Origin of the sequence: Amycolatopsis taiwanensis DSM 45107 (assembly GCF_000519205.1) — a bacterium.
In the GTDB taxonomy this organism is placed as follows: Bacteria; Actinomycetota; Actinomycetes; order Mycobacteriales; family Pseudonocardiaceae; genus Amycolatopsis_E; species Amycolatopsis_E taiwanensis.
Window position 1 is genome coordinate 234,014 of sequence record NZ_JAFB01000010.1, and the last position, 18,699, is coordinate 252,712.

Annotated in this window: 17 protein-coding genes and 1 other RNA gene; 15 read left to right on the top strand and 3 right to left on the bottom strand. The window is 69.2% G+C overall.

All coding sequences use genetic code 11. The features are described 5' to 3' along the window. The first annotated feature begins 101 nt into the window (after positions 1–101). The 15 genes from rnpB to A3CU_RS0110645 all read left to right on the top strand — a co-directional run bounded on the left by rnpB (position 102) and on the right by A3CU_RS0110645 (position 15,317). Positions 102–523, top strand: an RNA gene (rnpB, locus tag A3CU_RS49715) — RNase P RNA component class A. A gap of 72 nt (positions 524–595) precedes the next feature. Beyond that, positions 596–1,462 carry an SCO6745 family protein gene (locus tag A3CU_RS0110580; RefSeq protein ID WP_027942259.1) on the top strand — a complete coding sequence of 289 codons (867 nt, stop codon included), beginning with the start codon at positions 596–598 and terminating at the stop codon, positions 1,460–1,462. A 523-nt stretch (positions 1,463–1,985) separates the two neighbouring features. Beyond that, the gene (locus A3CU_RS0110585; RefSeq protein ID WP_027942260.1) at positions 1,986–2,252 is read left to right on the top strand and encodes a hypothetical protein; all 267 of its coding nucleotides are present in this window, start codon (positions 1,986–1,988) and stop codon (positions 2,250–2,252) included. 15 nt (positions 2,253–2,267) lie between these two features. After that, positions 2,268–2,687 carry a hypothetical protein gene (locus tag A3CU_RS44330; RefSeq protein WP_052371622.1) on the top strand — a complete coding sequence of 140 codons (420 nt, stop codon included), beginning with the start codon at positions 2,268–2,270 and terminating at the stop codon, positions 2,685–2,687. A gap of 3 nt (positions 2,688–2,690) precedes the next feature. Further along, a complete protein-coding gene (locus A3CU_RS44335) occupies positions 2,691–5,567 on the top strand; it encodes an ATP-binding protein (protein ID WP_052371623.1) in 2,877 nt (958 codons plus the stop codon). After that, positions 5,564–7,741: a hypothetical protein gene (locus tag A3CU_RS0110600; protein WP_027942261.1), complete on the top strand. Its 2,178-nt coding sequence runs from the start codon at positions 5,564–5,566 to the stop codon at positions 7,739–7,741. Before A3CU_RS44335 ends, A3CU_RS0110600 begins: the two co-directional genes overlap by 4 nt. A 339-nt stretch (positions 7,742–8,080) precedes the next feature. Further along, the gene (locus A3CU_RS0110605) at positions 8,081–8,677 is read left to right on the top strand and encodes a hypothetical protein (protein WP_027942262.1); all 597 of its coding nucleotides are present in this window, start codon (positions 8,081–8,083) and stop codon (positions 8,675–8,677) included. Between the two features lie 5 nt (positions 8,678–8,682). Beyond that, on the top strand, positions 8,683–9,681 hold the full coding sequence (locus tag A3CU_RS0110610; RefSeq protein ID WP_027942263.1) for a C40 family peptidase: 999 nt from the start codon (positions 8,683–8,685) through the stop codon (positions 9,679–9,681). 87 nt (positions 9,682–9,768) lie between these two features. After that, positions 9,769–10,869 (top strand): hypothetical protein, encoded by a 1,101-nt coding sequence (locus A3CU_RS0110615; protein ID WP_027942264.1) that lies wholly within the window; start codon positions 9,769–9,771, stop codon positions 10,867–10,869. 82 nt (positions 10,870–10,951) lie between these two features. After that, entirely contained in the window at positions 10,952–11,110 is a 159-nt protein-coding gene (locus A3CU_RS53440) for a hypothetical protein (RefSeq protein ID WP_169739611.1), read from the top strand. Between the two features lie 45 nt (positions 11,111–11,155). Further along, the gene (locus tag A3CU_RS0110625) at positions 11,156–11,524 is read left to right on the top strand and encodes a hypothetical protein (RefSeq protein ID WP_052371635.1); all 369 of its coding nucleotides are present in this window, start codon (positions 11,156–11,158) and stop codon (positions 11,522–11,524) included. A gap of 93 nt (positions 11,525–11,617) precedes the next feature. Further along, positions 11,618–13,027, top strand: coding sequence for an RNB domain-containing ribonuclease (locus tag A3CU_RS0110630; protein WP_027942266.1), 1,410 nt, complete (start codon positions 11,618–11,620; stop codon positions 13,025–13,027). Positions 13,028–13,067: 40 nt separating this feature from the next. Continuing rightward, positions 13,068–13,838 (top strand): helical backbone metal receptor, encoded by a 771-nt coding sequence (locus tag A3CU_RS0110635; protein WP_027942267.1) that lies wholly within the window; start codon positions 13,068–13,070, stop codon positions 13,836–13,838. 239 nt (positions 13,839–14,077) lie between these two features. Next, entirely contained in the window at positions 14,078–14,368 is a 291-nt protein-coding gene (locus tag A3CU_RS0110640; protein WP_027942268.1) for an undecaprenyl-diphosphate phosphatase, read from the top strand. 13 nt (positions 14,369–14,381) lie between these two features. Continuing rightward, positions 14,382–15,317, top strand: a complete 936-nt coding sequence (locus A3CU_RS0110645; protein ID WP_043840879.1) for a cytochrome c oxidase assembly protein — start codon at positions 14,382–14,384, stop codon at positions 15,315–15,317. 80 nt (positions 15,318–15,397) lie between these two features. Here the strand turns inward: A3CU_RS0110645 and panB are convergent, their stop codons facing one another. From panB to A3CU_RS0110660, 3 genes are all read right to left on the bottom strand, one after another. Next, complete coding sequence (panB, locus tag A3CU_RS0110650; protein WP_043840880.1) at positions 15,398–16,246, bottom strand: 3-methyl-2-oxobutanoate hydroxymethyltransferase; 849 nt, start codon at positions 16,244–16,246, stop codon at positions 15,398–15,400. Positions 16,247–16,501: 255 nt separating this feature from the next. Further along, entirely contained in the window at positions 16,502–17,227 is a 726-nt protein-coding gene (locus tag A3CU_RS0110655; protein WP_027942271.1) for a response regulator transcription factor, read from the bottom strand. A 17-nt stretch (positions 17,228–17,244) separates the two neighbouring features. Then, positions 17,245–18,657 carry a sensor histidine kinase gene (locus A3CU_RS0110660; RefSeq protein ID WP_245616983.1) on the bottom strand — a complete coding sequence of 471 codons (1,413 nt, stop codon included), beginning with the start codon at positions 18,655–18,657 and terminating at the stop codon, positions 17,245–17,247. Positions 18,658–18,699: the final 42 nt, after the last annotated feature.

Here is an 18,699-nt window from a genome sequence, read left to right on the forward strand (position 1 = left end):
ACGGACTATCCGTAGCAAATCCACCTTCCTCCAGTACCTGGCTGGGCTCGCCCAGGTGGCGCCGGGTATGTCGGGAGTGCGGACTATCCTGGGGAGGCGGACGAGTTGGCCGGGCGGCCGCGGGGAGAAGTCCTCGAGGAAAGTCCGGACTCCACAGGGCAGGGTGGTTGCTAACGGCAACCCGGGGCGACCCGCGGGACAGTGCCACAGAAAACAGACCGCCCCGGTCCAGGCGTGCTGGTGCCTCCGGTACCGGCGGGCGTGGCACGGGGTAAGGGTGAAACGGTGGTGTAAGAGACCACCAGCATCCCGGGTGACCGGGATGGCTCGGTAAACCCCACCCGGAGCAAGGTCAAGAGGACGCCCGTGAAGGGTGTCTGTGCAGGCGTTCGAGGGCGGCCCGCCCGATGCCTGCGGGTAGACCGCTCGAACCTGCCGGCGACGGCAGGTCTAGATGGATGGCCGCCACCCCGGTGCGATGAGCGCCGGGGTACAGGATCCGGCTTATACGCCAACTCGTCCGCCTCCACTCGCGAGTGGGGTCCGGGCCGGCGGATCTTCACCCGGACGCGGTGTTCGCGCTAGCGTCGTGGGTGTGGATCACGACGAAGCCCGCGCGCTCGCCTACCGGTGCCATCGGGCCACCGACTCGCTGCACAGCCTGCTCTACTTCGCGCCCGAGGCGGAGGAGCGGTTCACCGCGGCCGGGCTGCGGCCGGGGCGGATGGGGTATTTCGCCAGCCGGTCGGCTCCGCTGGGGGCGGTCGGACCCGGCGTCGTGGCCGCGACGTTCTACAACTTCAACCCCGAGGTGATCGCGCGCCACATTCCGCGCGCCTGGAGCCTGGCGAAGCCGGAGCAGGTGCTGGCCGCACGGGCCGACGCGGTCGACGTGGTCATGCGGCGCCTGCTCGGAGAAGCGGTGTCCTCGCCGGAACTGGCCGAAGCCGCCGAACTGGCCCGGGCGGCCACCGAAGGGTGTACCGCGGAAGGCCGCCCGCTCTACGCCGGGAACGCCGAGCTCGACTGGCCGGCCGAACCGCATGCCGTGCTCTGGCACGCGATCACCCTGTTGCGCGAGTTCCGCGGCGACGGGCACATCGCCGCGCTGGTCGCGAACGGCCTGGGCGGGCTGCCCGCGTTGGTCACCCACGTGGCCACCGGCAAGTCCTTCCGGCCGGTGTTCGCGAAGTCGCTGCGCGGCTGGTCCGACGAACAGTGGGCCGGTGCGGTCGCTCGACTGCAGGCGGAGGGGATCCTCGAAGGGGAAGCGCTTACCGATCGAGGCGTCGAGCTCAGGGCCCGGATAGAGGATCAGACCAACGCCGCCGCGGTCGGCCCTTGGCTGGTGCTGGGCGCCGAGCGGTCCGCCCGGCTGGCCGAGCTGTGCCGGGAACTGAGTCGCACGGCGATCGCGGCGGGCGCCTACCCACCCGATCTCTTCGCGGCACCACGGGTTTGATGCTGTGCGCGTTCAGGGGAGGAGATCCCACCGCCACCAATCACACGCTGGCATGAACCACGGAAATTCCGCGACTCAGCGTGATCATCGCGGGAGCGGAAAGCGGTACCAGAATCGGCGGCCTGCGGGGCCGGGTGATCCACCGACCGTGGGGACCGGTGACAGCCGGGTATGGCACATGCCATCGAACGGGGCATGACACACTGTCGGCATTGCGATCCAGCGACCTGTTCACAAACCCAGAGTGAGCTGAGGACTCGTCGGAGGGTGAGTTCGCACTCGAACTACGAAATACGGGTGGTCGGGGTTAATCCCGGGCGGCGTTGCAACGATGATGGAGGGCGACCAAACTCAGCGAGACTGACCGTACTGTGCCTGGTGTGAATGGACTGCCCTCAAACGGAGAGCACTTTGACCGTTACGACACGTGACGCCATGATGATCTAGACCAGACCGGACAATCTCCGCCCACCGTGAGCCCGCCGGGCTCACCCGACACACTCCTCGCACCCAGGAGTACGCGATGACCCTGATGACTGTCGTCCAAGTGGCCGCCGAAGGCGAGCTCAAGACCAGAGGCGTCCAGAACTGGATACTCGACAACATTATCCCGCTGGTACTGCTGGCCGTCGCGTTGCTGCTGCTCTGGCTGGGCGGCGGCAAGGGCGACAACGCCGGTGTCATGCGCCGCCTGGCCGGGGTGGTGATCGCCCTGGCGATCATCGGCCTTGCCGTGAGCGGACTGGGCGTGAACGTCGGCCAGTGGATCGCCGGCCTGTTCACCGGTTGAGCGCGGGGGACGCGCGTGCGGATTCGAACCGATGACGAGGTCTACCGCGTCGACGCGGTCTGGTTGGGACCACCCAAGGCGACCTTCCCATGGCGGGCCCGCTACGTCGCCTGGGGCGTGGGTATCGCGGTCTTCGTGGTGGTGCTGGCCGTCGAGCGGCAGCTGCGCATCCCGTTCGGGTTCTTTTCCACGGCGTGGGCCTTCGTCGCAACGATCTTGATCACCCGGTTGATCACCGCCAAGATCAACCACGAGCGCCCGCTGGGCGCGGTGTTCGCCATGTGGCTACGTGAGTTGCACACGCCAAGGGAGCGAACGCGAGGGGGCGGCGGCGCGGCCAGCGCCACCAAGATCCGGGTGACCGCGCACCGACCCCTGCCCAAGCACAAAAGGCAACAGCTCTTGCGCCATTCCCCGGCGCCGGTCAGGAGGTAGCCGTTGTTCGGTCGTGGCGCACGCCGGAGGAAAGACGCACGGGGGGCCGGCCAGTGGCACAGCCAGGCGGGCACCCCGGCCGGCCGGGGCGGGCCGGCGAAACCGACGACGGCCAACCGGCGGTTGCCCGGAGAGCAGGCCATCCCCAACTACACCCCCTCGATCGCGCTCCGCAGCATCGACGGGCACCTGGTGCGCACCGGCCATGAGGTCTACGCCTGGTACCGGCTGGCCCCCCAGCGCTGGTCGTTTCGCTCGGACTCGCAGCGCCGGGAGCTGATCGCGGCGATCGCGGGCCAGTACGCCGAGTTGCAGGGCCGCTGGTTGCACCTGCGGGTGACGGCCCGGCCGTATCCGATCCGGATGTGGGCCGAGGCGCACGTGCACAACGCGCTGGGCCGGCCCCAGGACGTGCCGGGTGCGCTGTCCTTCGACGACTACCTCATCGGCGAGCAACAGCAGCTGATGGGCCGCTCGATGGCCGAGAAGGAGGTCTACCTCGGCGTTCAGGTCCAGACCCGCCGCATGGTCGACCGCGCGGTGGAAAGCGCCGCGCCGCTGCTGCGCCGGATCCTCCCGGAGGCGGTGGACGCCGAGCTGACCGCGCTGGATTCCGAGGTCGACCATCTGGACCAGGTCATCGGCTCGTCCGGGCTGGAGGGACGGCCGGTGCACGCCGAGGAGATGTCCTGGCTGATGCACCGCTCGTGCTCGCTCGGCCTGCCCGCCCCGCGGAACCTGCCCGCGGTACCCGGCGCGGCCTGGGAACCCGAGGACCTGGCCAGCTTCACCGACGCCGCCGACTTCTACGCCGAGCCCTACGCGCCCACGCTGACCGTGCGCGGTCGCACCGGCTCCAACGCCGGGATCGCGCGGCGCCTGGTGGTGCTCACCGTCGGGCAGATGCACGGGTTGCAGATCCCCGAGGTCGACGATCCGTGGGTGCAGCACGCGGACCGCCTGCCGGCCCCCGTGGAGTGGTCGGCGCGGATCTACGTGCGCCGGCCGGAGGAGGTGGCGGGCGAGCTGTCGCGCCAGATGAACAAGGTGCGCTCACAGGTCAAGCACTACACCGACGAGCACGAACTCGAGCCGCCGCAGTCGCTTTCCCGGCAGGCTTCCCGCGTGCTCGAGATCGACGACGAGATGACCTCCGGGTTCACCGCGCTGGCCACCCGGGTGCGATCCTGGTGGCGCCTGGCGGTTTCCGGCGCGACCGACCGGGAAGCCTTGCGGCTGGCCCAGCAGTTGCTGGACCTGTACAAGCCGAAGATCGCCATCGAACATCCCGAGGCGCAGTACGCGCTGGCGCGCGAGTTCATTCCGGGTGAACCGCTGGCCTCCTCCGCCTACATGCGGCGGGGGTCGGTGGTCTGGGCCGCCGCCGCGGTGCCGACGGCGACCGCGGAAGTCGGCGACCGCCGCGGCATCCTGCTCGGCGAGACCTGCACGGCGACCCGGCGCCCGGTCGCCTGGGACCCGTGGATGGCCCAGGAGATCCGCGATGGTTCGGGCCTGACCGCGATGGTCGCCGGCCTGGGTGGCGGGAAATCGTTCTTGGGCGGCGGGATCGTCTACAAGACGCTGCGCGCCGGCGCGCACTGGACGCTGCTGGACCCGTCCGGCCCGCTGTCCAGACTGTGCGACCTGCCCGAGATCCGGCCGTACGCGCGCCCGATCAACCTGCTCAACGCCCAGCCCGGCATCCTCAACCCGTATCGGGTGGTGGCCGAGCCCATGCTCGAGCACTTCATGGACGAGGACGACCCGGAGCGCGCCTGGCGCCGGGAACGGGCGTTGGCCGGTGCGACCCGGCGGCGGCTCGTGCTCGACGTGCTGACCGGGGTCCTGCCCTTCGAAGTGGCCCGCATGCCACAGAGCCGCATCGTGCTGCTGCGCGCGGTCCGTGCCGTCGGTGGCCGCTACGACGCCGACCCCGGCCAGGTCATCGACGCGCTGCGCCGGGATTCCAGTGAGCATCACGAGCACGCGGTCGTGGTCGCCGACTTCCTGGACGAGATGCGCGAACGGATGTCGCTGCTCATCCCGGAAACCGACGCCGACCCCTACGCCGAAACCCGGGACGACCGGTTGACCGTGCTGACCATGGCGGGCCTGACCCTGCCCAAGGACGGGGTCGGCCGCGAGCACTGGACCGACGCCGAGGCGCTCGGCGTGGAGATGCTCAACCTGGCCGCTTGGCTGACCCAGCGTTCGGTCTACGAGAAGCCCAAGGACCAGCGCAAGGGCGTGTGGATCGACGAGGCGTTCTTCCTCTCCGAGGTGCCGACGGGCCGGGTACTGATGAACCGGTTCGCGCGTGACTCGCGTAAATGGAATGTGCGGGTGCTGCTGTCCTCGCAGATTCCCGCGGACTTTCTGCGGATCCAGGGTTTCGTGGCGCTGCTGGATTCGGTTTTCGTGGGCCGGCTCGACGACGAAGAGGCGCAGGCGGACGCGCTGCGGCTGTTGAAGGTGCCGGTAGGCGTGGGCTACGAGCAGGTCGTGTCCGCCCTGGGCCGCCGGCCCGGCGCGCATCGGGGTATAGAGCGGGACCGGGAGCCACGCCAGTTCATCTTCGGCGACGGCGCCGGTGGCGTGGAACGCATCCGGGTCGACTTTTCCGGCCCGCATCTCGAGCACCTGCGCGCGGTCATGGACACCACGCCGGGCGCCAAGGACGCATCGCCCGCCGACCGCGGCCGGCCACCCGAACCCGAAAGCGAGGTGCCCGCGCCGGTGCCCGCGCCTGAAGACGAAGAGTTCGAAGCCGATCTGGAGCTGGCGGCCGAGCAGGAGGTCGGCCTCACCGAGGAGCAGCTCCTCGCGGAGCAGGAGCACGTCACGGCAGGCAAGCGCGGCGGCTGGGATGCGCCATGAGCACCGTGTTGACTCTGGCAACCGTGCTCGCCGTCGCGGCGGGTTGGCACGCGCTCGGCAAACGTCTTCGTCCGGCCATGCGGACGAGCGACAAGGTTGCCCCCGGCCTCAGGTCCCGCCGGCCTGACGACCGGGTGCCCGGCGACAAGTGGGGAGACCGGCGTGGTGACCGGGTGTCCGCGGCGCGATCGCGTCCCGGGCGCCGGCCCCATGGCCGTAAAAGACCGAGCAGGTTACCCGCGCTGATCGCGGCGGCCCTGCTGTTCGGCCTGCAGGCCGTGGCGTTCGCGCCGTCCGCGTCCGCCGCGGCGTGCGGCGAAGCGCCCAACCCGGAGCGCCCCGGCGCGGGCATGGTCGGCGCCATAGATCCGCCGGCGACCCACGGTGAGGACGGCAGCGCCTACCTCGATTACAGCTACGCCGGCATGGTCTGGGACACCTACCAGACCGACTGCGGGCCGTTGTCGGGGATCGCCAGCCCGAACTCGACCATCGACACCTGGGCCGGCAACCAGCTGTTCAACGTCGCGAAAAACATTGTGGGCGCGACGAACTCGCTGCACTACACGGTGATGGAAGGCGGGTTGCTGAACCCGATCTACAACGCCGTGAAGTCCGGCGCGGAGAAGGTCTACAACAACATCTACGCCCAGTTGTTCGGGCTGGCCGCGCTGCTGCTGGCGATCATGATGTTCCGGAACATCTGGCGTGGCGACCTGTCCTCGGTCAGTAAACGCGGCCTGTACGCGCTCGCTGCGATGTGGCTGGCCGCGTCCTCACTGGCGATGTTGCGGTATTTCGATCCGATCGACCGGACGATCGTCCAGACCACCACGAACATGCAGGCTGGATTCGTCGACGACTCGGCGAACCGGATTGTGCGTGAGATCCTGCCGACCGACCTGCATACCCATGTGGTTTACGACAACTGGCTGCGTGGCGAGTTCGGCTCGCCGGACGCGACGCAGGCCCAGCAGTTCGGCCGCCCCTTGCTGGACGCCCAGGCCTTCACCTGGACACAGCTGCGCAACGGCGACGACGCCAACCAGTCCGTTGTGGACGGGAAGAAGGCGGCGTACAAGAACATCTCGACCCAGTTGGGGCCGGTGAGCGGGTACTTCACCGGTGAGGACGGTAGCCGGACCGGCGCCGGCTTCCTGGCCTTGGCGCAAAGCCTGGTGTATGCGCTGTTCCAGTTACTGGCCAAGGCTTCCGTGCTCCTGGCACAGGTACTCATCCGGCTCTTCGCGCTGACCGCGCCGCTGATCGGCCTGGTCGCGTTGGTGCACAACGACATCCTGCGCCGGGTGGCGAAGGTGATCGGCGGGGTCGGGTTCAACCTGCTGGTGCTGTCCGTGCTGGCCGGCGTCCATGCCCTGTTGCTGCAGGCGATCTTCGCCGCGGGCAGTTCGCTGACCATACTGACCCAGATGGTGCTGGCGGGGCTGGTCACCGTGCTGCTGTTCCTGGTGGGACGGCCGGTCCGGCGGCTGTGGCAGATGGTGGAGATGTCGGTGGGCATGGTCGGCACGTCGATTCCCGCACCCAGCGGTGGGCTCTTCTCGCGGTTTCGGCGCAAGCCCGGACCGACGCCGCAGGACGAGTTCTGGCAGAACGTGCGTGACTCCGAGGACGGCGACGGCGAGCGGCCCGCGCTTTCCGGCGGCGGGCGGTTCCGTCCGGAAGCGACGATCTTCGCCAGCGCGCAACGGCTCGACGGCGCCGGTTCCATGGCCGCTCGTCCGGCCGCGGCCTGGTCCGGCGCGCCGTGGCCGGGTGGGGGACCGGCCCTGCGGGGCGGCCCTTCCCGGCGAGCGCTTCCCGCCGGTGGTGACGTTTCCGGAGCGCTTTCCGGCTATTCGCCGATGGACGGGCAGCCCGATGCGTACGTGTATTCAGCCCCGCCCGGATCGACCCGGCGGGCGGACGCGATGTGGGTTCCGCCGCAACCACAAAGCCGGCGGGTGGACACGTCGCCGGTGTTCGACCGTGGTTGGGACGAGCCGGATCCGGTGGTCGTACCATCGCGCATCTCGAGTTCGGGAGCGCGCGCGCAGGCCGCACCCCAGCCGCGGCGGGTGGAGCAGGAAGTGGTCGCCGGGAGGCCCGTCTTCGTGCTGTACCGGCCTTCCCGGGGAATCGAACTGCGTGACACGGACGATTTGATGAGGTGACGGGGATGTCCGAGCATGAGTAGCCCGGTGTCAAGGCGCGGCAATCAAGGTGAGCACCACGCGCGCGCCTTTGTCGCGCCATCGGGGCGGCGGGGCGCCCGTGTGGAGGGCCTGACTGGATCTTGGATGGAGCGCCCCGTCGACACGATCAGGGGGTCTGGGGGGCTTGCCCCCAGTCGGGGCGTGGGGGCCGGGCCCCCACAAGACAAGGGGGTCTGGGGGCTTGCCCCCAGTCGGGGTGTGGGGGCCGAGCCCCCACAGGACACAGTGGCGCGCAAACTCGCGAAGGAACTGCCGTGAGCGGGGTCGCCCGCGGCTTGCGGAAGAGCAGGTGAGCCGGTGCCGATTCGGACGAACCGTGGGCGAGCCGCCGTTTACCGCAGACTTTGGGGATTTCCGCTGCGCTCGCCCCGCCATCTCACGGGCACGGTCGTCGTCGTCGCGGCGTTGGTCATCGCGATCGGCATCGCGGTGCCGAAGCTGCTCGGTCATCGCGGTGGCGACGCACCGGCGCCCGCGGGCGCACAGGGTGCTTCGAGCTCGTCGCAGCCGGCTCCGGACTCGACGACACTGCCGTTTTCGACGCGACTGACCGCCCCGCTGGTCCGGCCCAGCTCAGCGGCGCCCAACCCGGAGGCGTTGAACGTGGCCAACTTGTGGGCGCGGGCGTGGGTGAACCACTCGGCCGGGCTCACCCCGGCGCAGTGGCTCGACGGCTTGCGTCCTTACACCACCGAGGAGTACCTCGCCTCGAAGATGTCCACTGTGGATCCGGCGAACGTCCCGGCCACCGCGGTGACCGGTGATCCGGTCGTGGTCTCCTCCTACACCAGCTCGGTGCAGGTCGTGATTCCCACGAACGGGCCGAAGCTGTCCATCACGGTGTCTCGCACCGACGCCGGGTGGCGCGTGTCCGAATACGACCAGGCGAGCTGAGCGCGATGCGGATAGGTCTCCTGGGCGGGGTTGTGGTGGCGGCGCTGGCCGCCGCAGTCATGACCGCCGGTGTGGTGGTCAAGGTCGTCACCGACCAGCAGTCCGAGCAGGCCAGGGGGATCACCGGTGTCAGCTGCGACGCGGCGATCGGGCCGACCCAGCCCGGGCAGGCGACCACGGCGGCGGGGCAGGCGGGCGTGCTGACGGCCGAGCAACGGCAGATCGTATCGTTGATCATCTCGATCGGGAAGCAGCGCAACCTGTCGCCGCGGGCCTGGCAGATCGCGATTCAGGCGGGCATGACCGAGTCCGGGCTGCGGAACCTCGATTACGGCGACCGGGACTCGCTGGGCATCTTCCAGATGCGCCCGTCGATGAATTGGGGGACCGTGGCGCAGCTGCAGGACCCGGTGTACGAGATCAACAAGTTCTACGACGTGCTGGTCTCGGTGCAGGGTTGGGATCAGTTGCGGCCGGGCACCTCGGCGCAGGCGGTGGAACGGTCGGCCTTTCCGGACCGGTACCACAAGTGGGAGCCAATGGCCTCGTACCTGGTGGAGAATGTCGGCCAGGTCAGTGGGACGACCGGCTGCGCCCAGAACGTCGGCCTGGCGTTGCCGCCGAACCAGGCGGCCGCCGCGGCGATCAAGTTCGCGTTGGGGGAACTCGGAAAGCCATACGTGTGGGGCGCGACCGGTCCGGACGCCTATGACTGTTCGGGTCTGATGCTGCGGGCGTACCAGGCTGCCGGAATGTCCCTCGACCGGGTGTCGGAGGACCAGTACAAGGACGGAGCGATGCTGCCGGTCCGCGATGCGCAGCCCGGTGACCTGCTGTTCTGGGGTTATGACCCGGCCAATCCGGCCACGATCCATCACGTGGCGATGTACCTTGGGGACGGAAAGATCGTGGAGGCTCAGCAGACCGGGGTGCCGGTCCACGTCCGTACGGTCTCGTTCACCGAGAAGGAACTACTGCCCCAGGCCGTGCGGCCGGGTGTGTGAGGGGGCGTAATGGAGCAAGGTGGATTTGCTACGGAATCCACGCTGCGCCCCGGCACGGGTGAATAGCACAGAAGGATTGATCGCCAAGTGGCCAAGAAACTCGGCAAGCGCCGCAAGCCCGAACCGAGGGACGCGTTCGGGGCACCGCCACCGCGCCACCCGTCTGGACCACCCGCATCGAGCACGCCGCTGGCCGACTACCTGGCGCTGGGCGGGCCGGGCGTGGACGAGAACTACGTCGTGGTGCCGCGCTCGCTGGCCGAATCGATGCCGTTGCCCTGGCAGCAACAGCTGGCGAACCTGCTTTCGCACTTCCACGAGGTGCACCGGGGTTTGTCGTGGCCGGTGTATCGCGTCGTGCCTTCGCGGTACGAGAAGCTCGTCGATCTGGACGAGGAGCAGTTGGCCGAGGCCGGCTACCTGGTGGAGATCGATGCGGACGGGGACATGGTCTACCGGGAGCGCAGCGGTCGCAAGGTCGAGGACCCGCAGAACACCAGCGTGCTCGTCTCTTGCCTCGATCCGATCCCGCGCCGTGCCGCCGCCGGGCAGCAACCGCCGTCGGAACCGCCGCCCCCCGTGCCGATGAACCTGCCCCCGGCGCCGGTCTGGCGGTCGACGCCGAGGTCGCCGTCTCCGGCCGTTCCGCCGCTGCCCGAACCGCCCAAGAAGGTCTCGACCCCTCGGGAGCCCGCCCCCTTGACCGCCCAATCGGCTCCCGTTGCCCTCCCGCCTATACCCGAGTCACCTCCGGGGGGCGATGCGACGGCGCCCACCGAAACCGTTTCGTCCGAACCTCTCGAGCCATCGCCTGCCACCGCCCCCAACGGACCCGATGCGCGCGGCAGCGTCGATCCAGTGCCTCCCGCGGCCGCGGAAACGACGCCCGCCCAGTCCGTGCGCCCGGCGACGGAACCGGCGCCACCTGTTCCGCCGGCCACGCAGGTTCCCGAACCCGTGCCTTCCCCGATCGAGCAGCCGGCGCCGCCGGTCTCCGTCACGCCGCCCACCGCGGAGATCCCAGCCGCACCCGTCCCCGACGCTGATGCAGACACACCGCCACACGGTCTCCCACTCAAACGGCGCGGCTGGTTCGACGAGCCGCCAGATGACTCGTCGGACACGTCCGTCCAGTTCGGCCCGACCGGCGAGTCGACCGAGATCCCATACCGTTACCGCGCCCCGTGACTTGCTCGTAGACAGCGCTGAAGGCCGCAATCGGCAGAGGTGGCGGCGTCTTCGACGTCCACCGGCCTGGAACACTGACGGTATGAATGCGGGTGGTGTCAGTGCGGAGGAAGGCGGCGACCCGGCCTGCTGGCTCGGACGGGTGTGCCCGGAGTGTGGGCTGTTCGCCGACGAGCCGGCGCCCACCACCTGTGTGCGCTGTGGCGCCGAACTACCAGCAGCCGAGCCGGAGGAGGAGTAGGACGTGAACCCGGTCGCCGCCGCCGCTTGCTTCACCTGGTTCGGAATGGTGCTGGCCATCTCGTTCCTGGAGGCGCCGCTGAAATTCCGCGCCCCGGGCGTGACGGTGCCGATCGGGCTGGGCATCGGGCGGATCGTGTTCCGTGCGCTCAACGCGGCTGAGATCGTGCTGGCGATCGTGGTCGTGGTTGCCGTCGTCCTCGCCGGGCCGCATCCGGTCGTCCTGACCAGCGCGCTGATCCCGGTCGCCGTGCTGGCAGCGCGACTGGGTGCCGTGCGGCCATGGCTCAACCGCCGGTCGGACCGGGTGCTGGCGGGTGAGGAACTGCCCCGGTCACGGGGCCATCTGGCCTATGTCGCGCTGGAGGTCGTCAAGGTGGCCGCACTCCTCTGGCTTGGCATCCAGACGGTGTAGCACCGCGCGACTCGGCAAGATACACCCAAGTGGCCCAGCCCCGAAGGAGGGATCGATCCGCCCCTGGCGGGTTAGGGTGCTTGTGTGGCCCTCGTGATCCGCACTCACTCGGCGGACGGCGACTTCGGTCGTCTGCGCGCCGAGTTCGAGCTGCCGGAGTCGTTCGGGGCCGATGTGCTGGCCGAGGCCGAGTCCGCGGTGATGGACCCGTCGCAGTTCATCGGTGACCGTGAGGACGCCACCGACCTGCCGTTCGTGACCGTCGATCCAGCCGGCGCGAAGGATCTCGACCAGGCCGTGGTGATCGACTCCCGTCGCCGGGACGGTTTCCGGGTGCACTACGCGATCGCCGACGTCGCCGGATTCGTGCGCCCTGGCGGATCGGTCGACACCGAGGCCCGGCGGCGTGGTCAAACGCTGTATCTGCCCGACGGCAACGTTCCGCTGCATCCACCGGTGCTGTCCGAAGGCGCGGCAAGCCTCCTGCCCGGCGAAATCCGTCCGGCCGTGCTGTGGACGATCGACCTCGACTCCGCTGCGGAGCCGGTCGACGTCCGGGTGCGCCGGGCCTGGGTCCGCTCGACGGAGCAGTTCGACTACGAAACGGTCCAGGCCGCACTCGACGCCGGCGTGCCGCATCCCTCCCTTGCCGCGCTTGGAGAACTGGGCGCGATGCGTCGCGCATCGGCGGTGCGACGTGGTGCCGTCGAACTCCAGCTCCCGGAGCAGGCGATTGGCGGTGACGCCGGGAACGGCTGGGTGCTGGGCATGCGTCCCCGCACCGACGTGGAGGCCTGGAACGCGGAGCTCTCCCTGCTCACCGGGATGGCGGCCGCGTCCCTCATGGTCGAGGCCAAGATCGGGGTGCTCCGGACGCTTCCGGATGCCGACGCCGAGTCGGTGGACTGGCTGCGTCGATCGGCGCACGCGCTGGGCATCGTCTGGCCGGAGAGCACCGGCGTGTCCGAACTTCTCACCGGCCTGGACCCCACGCTGCCCGAGTCGATGGCCCTCTACGCGTGCACAACCCGGCTACTGCGCGGCGCGGGTTACACCTCCTTCGAGGGTGAACTGCCGGGTTCGGTCGGTCACGCCGGGGTCGGCGCGCCGTACGCGCACGTCACCGCGCCGATCCGCCGGTTGGTGGACCGGTTCACCACCGAGATCTGTCTCGCGGTGAGCGCCGGAGCGCCGGTGCCCGACTGGGTACGGGCCGCCTTGCCCGCGTTGCCCACATTGATGAGCGCGTCGGACAGCCTCGCCGCCCGCGTCGAGCGAGCCTGCATCGATCAGGTCGAGGCGTGGATGCTGCGCGAACTGATCGGCGGAACGTTCGAGGCGGTGGTGCTGCGCGCAGAGGAGGCGCGTGCGGAGATTCTGGTGGAGAATCCGCCCGTGATGGGTAAGTGCGCCGGGGCGAACCTGCCCGAGGGCGAGCGGATCACGGTCCGGCTGATCTCGGTCGACGTGGAGCGGCGGAAGGTCGCCTTCGAGCGGGCGTGATGGATGACGTGATCCGAACCGAGCGTGTTGAGGCCGAGCTATGACCTTGTTCGACGATCTCGGCGCCGATGTGCCGACCCGAGGTGTCCCGGAACGAGTGGTGTCGCTGGTGCCGGCGCTGACCGAGGCAATCGAGGCGACGGTGCCGGGAAGGCTTGTCGGGGTGACCGACTACTGCACCCACCCAGCGGGCTTGGCAGTGACGCGGGTGGGCGGGTCGAAGTACCCGAAGATCGATCGGGTGCTCGCCTTGCGCCCGGACCTGGTGCTGGCGAACTCGGAGGAGAATCGCCCCGAGGACGTGGAAATCCTGCGGGGCAACGGCTTTCCGGTGTGGGTGATGCGTGCGCCGGCCACGGTACCGCACGCGCTCGCGTCGTTACGCCGGTTGCTGGCGCAGGCTTTGGAGACCGTCGAACCGCGCTGGCTGGTCGAGGCCGAAGAGTTGTGGCGGGAAACCGTTCCGGCCTGGACGCGGGCGGTGGTACCGGTCTGGCGCAAGCCGTGGGTGATCCTGGGCCGGGACACCTTCGGCGGCGACGTGCTGCAGCGCCTTGGAGTCTCCATCGTGTACGGGGACTACCCCGAGCGGTATCCGCGGCCGAAACTCGACGAACTCCGGTCATGGTTCGCGAGCGGGATGGCCGACCTGCTCGTGCTGCCCGACGAGCCGTACGAATTCACTCACGAGGACGGGCCCGACGCCTTTCCCGGGGTCCGCTACGCGCTGGTGTCCGGCCGATATCTCACTTGGTACGGACCATCGTTGCTGGTCGCTCATCAGGAACTCTCGGCGGCGCTGGAACGCTGACCGCTGCTCGCCGCGAGTCCCACGTTCCCGTTGCGCGTGTCCCACGCTCCGGTCTACCGGAATGTGGGACTCACACGACGGGAACGTGGGACACGCGTCAAATGTGACGCCGTGCCTGTGACAGCGGCGCCTTGAAGTCGGGTAGCTTCGTCGCCGAACCTGTGCTTTGCGCTTGAAGAAAGGTCCAGAATGTCCGCTGTGACATATGCCGACGCAATTGTCGTCGGCGTGCCGACGAGATGACCGCCGGCTTCTCGGCTCAGCCGACCATGCCGATGCGTGCGATCAGCGTTGCGGAAGCCGACGCTGCGCGCTTCGCTTATTTCCTTGCCACACCAGCGATCTTGGGTGCGGGCCTGCTGAAGATGCCGTCGCGGCGGAAGCCGGAGAACCACGCGTCGCTCGGGCCGGCCATAGTGGGCAGTCTGGTGGCCTTCGTCGCCGGCCACCTGTCGGTCTGGTTCCTCGTCTCCTCTTTCGATAGCCGCGCACTGACCCGTATTGTGGAATCGCCGGACTGGTCAGTTTGATCCTTTTCGCCACATGATTGCTCCGCTTTCCTGGGAACGGGTGTTCACGGCCTGGACGCCCGATTTTGCCGCGCTGGTTTTCGTGCTGGTCCTGGGCGGCGGATACATCCACCTCGCGCGCCGGGTCCCCGGCTGGTCCCGTGTCCGCACGGTCGCGTTCCTGGCCGGGCTCGCGACGATACTGCTGGTGACGTGCTCGTTCCTGGGTGTCTACGACCGAGTCCTGTTCTGGCCGCGGGCGGTGCAGATCGTGGTTCTGCTGATGGTCACGCCGCTGCTGCTCGCCCTCGGTGCCCCGCTCACGCTGCTGCTGTCGACACTTCCCGGCGCACAGCGGTTGCGGGCCATCGGGCACGGCCGGGTGGCCAGGGCGCTCACCTTCCCCCTCGTGGTCACCGTACTGCTGATCGTTCCACCGTTTCTGATCTACCTAACCCCGCTGTACGAGTTGTGCCTGCGGAACTCGGCGGTCGATTCGCTGGTCCGGCTGGTGCTTGTCGGATGCGGGTTCGTTTACTTCTGGACCCGGTTGCGGGTGGACCCGACCCCGCGCGAGGACCATCACCTCGTCTCGTTCGGGATCAGCCTGACCGACGTGATCGTCGATGCCGCCCTCGGGCTGGTGCTGTGGCTGGGCCCGCTGCGCGCGGCCGGCTACTACCACGCGCTTGGCCGAACCTGGGGCCCGGACCTGCGTACCGACCAGATCATCGGAGCCGGGGTGCTGTGGATCGGTGGTGACCTGGCCGGCCTGCCGTTCGTCGGGGCGCTGATGCGTCGGTGGATGCACGAAGACCAACGGCAGGCCGAGCGGATCGACCAGGAACTCGACGCCGAGGAACAGACGGCCCGCTCCACCGCGGAACGGGCCGACTCCTCGACCGGGCTGTGGTGGGAAAGTGATCCCGCCCTCACCGAGCGGTTCAAGCGCGAGCGGGGACAGCCGTGAAGCAGGCGGCCCACCGCAAGCGGCCGGCGTTGCTTTGGAAGAACTAGTTGGAGCCCGCTGTTCGGAACACCGCCTGCCGATCAGTGGAAGGCGTGTTCGGGGGCTGGGAACTCGCCGCGGCGGACCTCGTCGGCGAAGGCTGCGGCGGCTTCGGAGAGCACTCCGGCCAGGTCGGCATAGCGTTTGACGAAACGCGGGGTCCTGCCGCGACGCAGCCCGGCCATGTCCTGCCACACGAGCACCTGCGCGTCACAGTCGGAGCCCGCGCCGATCCCGATCGTGGGGATCCGCAGCTCGTGTGTGACCCGCTTGGCCACTTCGGCCGGGACCATCTCCATCACCACCGCGAACGCGCCGGCTTCCTGCAGTGCCAGGGCGTCGGCCACCAGTTCGTCGCCAGCCTCGCCACGCCCCTGAACGCGGTATCCACCGAGGTTGTGCTCGCTTTGCGGGGTGAAACCGATGTGCCCCATGACCGGTACTCCGGCCGACGTGACGGCTTCGACATGCGTCGCGAACCGGCGCCCGCCTTCCAGCTTCACGGCGTGGGCGCGGCCTTCCTTCATGAACCGTACCGAAGTGGCCAGTGCCTGCTCGGGAGAGAGCTGGTAGGAGCCGAATGGCAGGTCCGCGACGACCAGTGCCCGCTTCGCCGCGCGAGTGACCGCGCGGACCAGCGGCAGCAGTTCGTCCACGGTCACGGGAAGCGACGTGTCGTAGCCGAACACGTTGTTCGCGGCCGAGTCGCCGACGAGCAGTACCGGAATGCCCGCTTCGTCGAACAGTTGCGCCGTATACATGTCGTAGGCGGTGAGCATCGGCCATGGCTCCCCGCGTTCCTTGAGTTCCTGCAGGTGGTGAATGCGTACCCGCCGGGTCGGCGCACTGGCGCCGCTACCGTATGGAGCCGTTTCGGGGTGCTGGGACATCCTCGTCAACCGTCCTTCCCTCGAGGCCGTGAAACCGGTCCCCGGGTCGTGGATCTGGAAAATCCAGCGTGACACTCGCCGCGGGCATCCCCCAAGGCTGTGCGATGAGCTTCACACGGTGGTGAAGGGGCCGCACAGGAAGGCACCTTCGGCTTCGGCGACGCGAGCGCCACCGTGCCGCAGACGAAGACCACTGGCGACTGGATCGTTGTTCTTTTGATCGGCGCCATGTTCATCGTGGGCAGGCCCTTGAGATCAGTGATCCTCCGCCGCGCCGGGCCTCGCCTCCGCGGACGTGCCGGCTTCGGGCTCGGCAGCGGCAAGCCGGTACCCGACACCGCGCAACGTCTGGATCGTGTGTGTGCCGAACGGGTTGTCGATCTTCTTACGCAGGTATCCGATGTAGACCTCGACCACGTTCTCGTCGCCCTCGTAGTGGGCATCCCAGACGTGGCTGAGAATCTCGTTCTTGGTCAGCGCTTCCCCCCGCCGGCGCAGCAGAAACTCCAGCAGCCCGAACTCCCGCGCGGTCAGTTCGATCCTGGTCTGCCCTCTGTGGACGGTGCGAGCAGCGGGGTCGAGCCGCAGGTCACCGGCGGTCAGCACGGCGGGCCGAGCCGGTGCGCCTCGGCGCAACAGGGCTCGCAGGCGGGCGAGCAGCACCACGTAGGAGAACGGTTTGGTGAGGTAGTCGTCGGCCCCGAGGTCGAAGGCGTCCGCCTCGTCGTACTCGCCGTCCTTCGCGGTGAGCATGAGCACGGGCGTCCAGCGCTCGGTCGCGCGAAGGCGCTTCAGTACCTCGTAACCCGACAGCTCGGGCAGCATGATGTCCAGCACGATCACGTCGTAGGCGCGCTCGGTGGCGGCCCAGAGTCCTTCCGGGCCGGTATGCACCACGTCGACGGTGAAGCCCTCGGCGATCAGCCCTCGGCGCAGTGTTTCGGCGAACGGCCGCTCGTCCTCGACCACCAGCACACGCATGCGATCAGTGTCCCCGGTCAGTCCTGATCTTTCGCGATGGGCAGCTCGAGCCGGAAGTTCGCCCCCGAGTACCGGGGATCCGCCAGCTCGACGTAGCGGGCCCGCCCATCGTGGCGCTGCGCGATTCCGGCCACGATGGCCAGCCCCAGCCCGACCGCCCCGCCGACCCGGCGCTCACGCGAGTCGTCGAGCCGCACGAACCGCTCGAAGATCCGCTGGCGGTCCGCTTCCGGCACACCCGGCCCATCGTCGCTCACCTCCAGCATCGCCGTCGCGTCGACGGTGGAGGTCGCCACCCGGACCCGCCGATGCGCGTGGTCACGCGCGTTGTCCACCAGGTTCCGCACCGCGCGCCGCAGCTGTTCGGGGTTGCCGCGCACCTTGGCCGGTAGCGCGCGGATCTCGACCTCGAGAGCGCTGGTGGCGATCCGCTCGCCCTCGGCCCGTGCCAGGTCGTCGAGATCGACTTCCTTCCAGGTGGGGGTGTCGGTCGTGTCGTCCGTGCGAGCCAGCACCAGCAGGTCGTCGACCAGTTCGCGGAGCCGGGCGACCTCCCGGGAGACGATGTCGACCAGTTCGTCCCGGCTCATCGTCTCCGGATGATGCGAGGTGACCTCCAGCGCGGTGGTGATGGTGGACAGCGGCGAGCGCAGTTCGTGACTGGCGTCGGAGACGAAGCGTCGTTGCGCTTCCTGTGCGGAGGAGAGCCGGTCCAGCATTCCGTTGAGGGTCGTGGCCAGCCGGTAAACCTCGTCCTGGGCGGGCGGCAGCGGCACCCGGAGCGTGACATCACGGGCCGGGATCTCGGCGACGGTGCGCCGCATCCGCTCGACCGGGCGCAACGCGGAACCCACCGCGCGATGCACCGCGAGTGCGGCGATCACCAGCAAGGGCACGCAGGCCAGGGCCAGCAGCAGGGTCAGCCGGAAGGAGGCGCCCTCGACTTCGTTCAGCGACCGCGCGGCGACCACCACGTACGGACCGCCCGGCCCGGCCACACCGACCGACACCAGCCGGAAGCTGTCCTCGGAATCGGTGATCGACAGCTGCGCCGTCTCCACGATTTCCCGGCCCGGCCCCGGCCGTGCCGTGGTGAGGGCGGGCCGGTTGCTGATCACCGGGTCGCTCGCGATCGGCCGCCCCGTGCGGTCCAGCACCTGGGTCACCCCCGAGGTGTCCCCGGTACTGGCCACGTCGCTGTCGCTGAGGTCACGGGCACCCTGCCGCGCGAGCTGGCTCGCCACCTGGTGGGCCGAGTCGCGCGCGCTGTCCGTCGCGGCCCGGTCCAGCGACCAGCCCAGCAGCACGACGACCGCCACCCCGGCCAGCGCCAGGGCCGTGGCCAGCACCACGACCGCCACCGCGGTCGCCCGCATCCGGATGCCCGCGCGGAACCCCGGCCCGCGCCAGGACGCCCGTTGTTGGAGCAATGAACGTTTGCTACGGATGATCCGTAGCAAACGCCCCTTCCT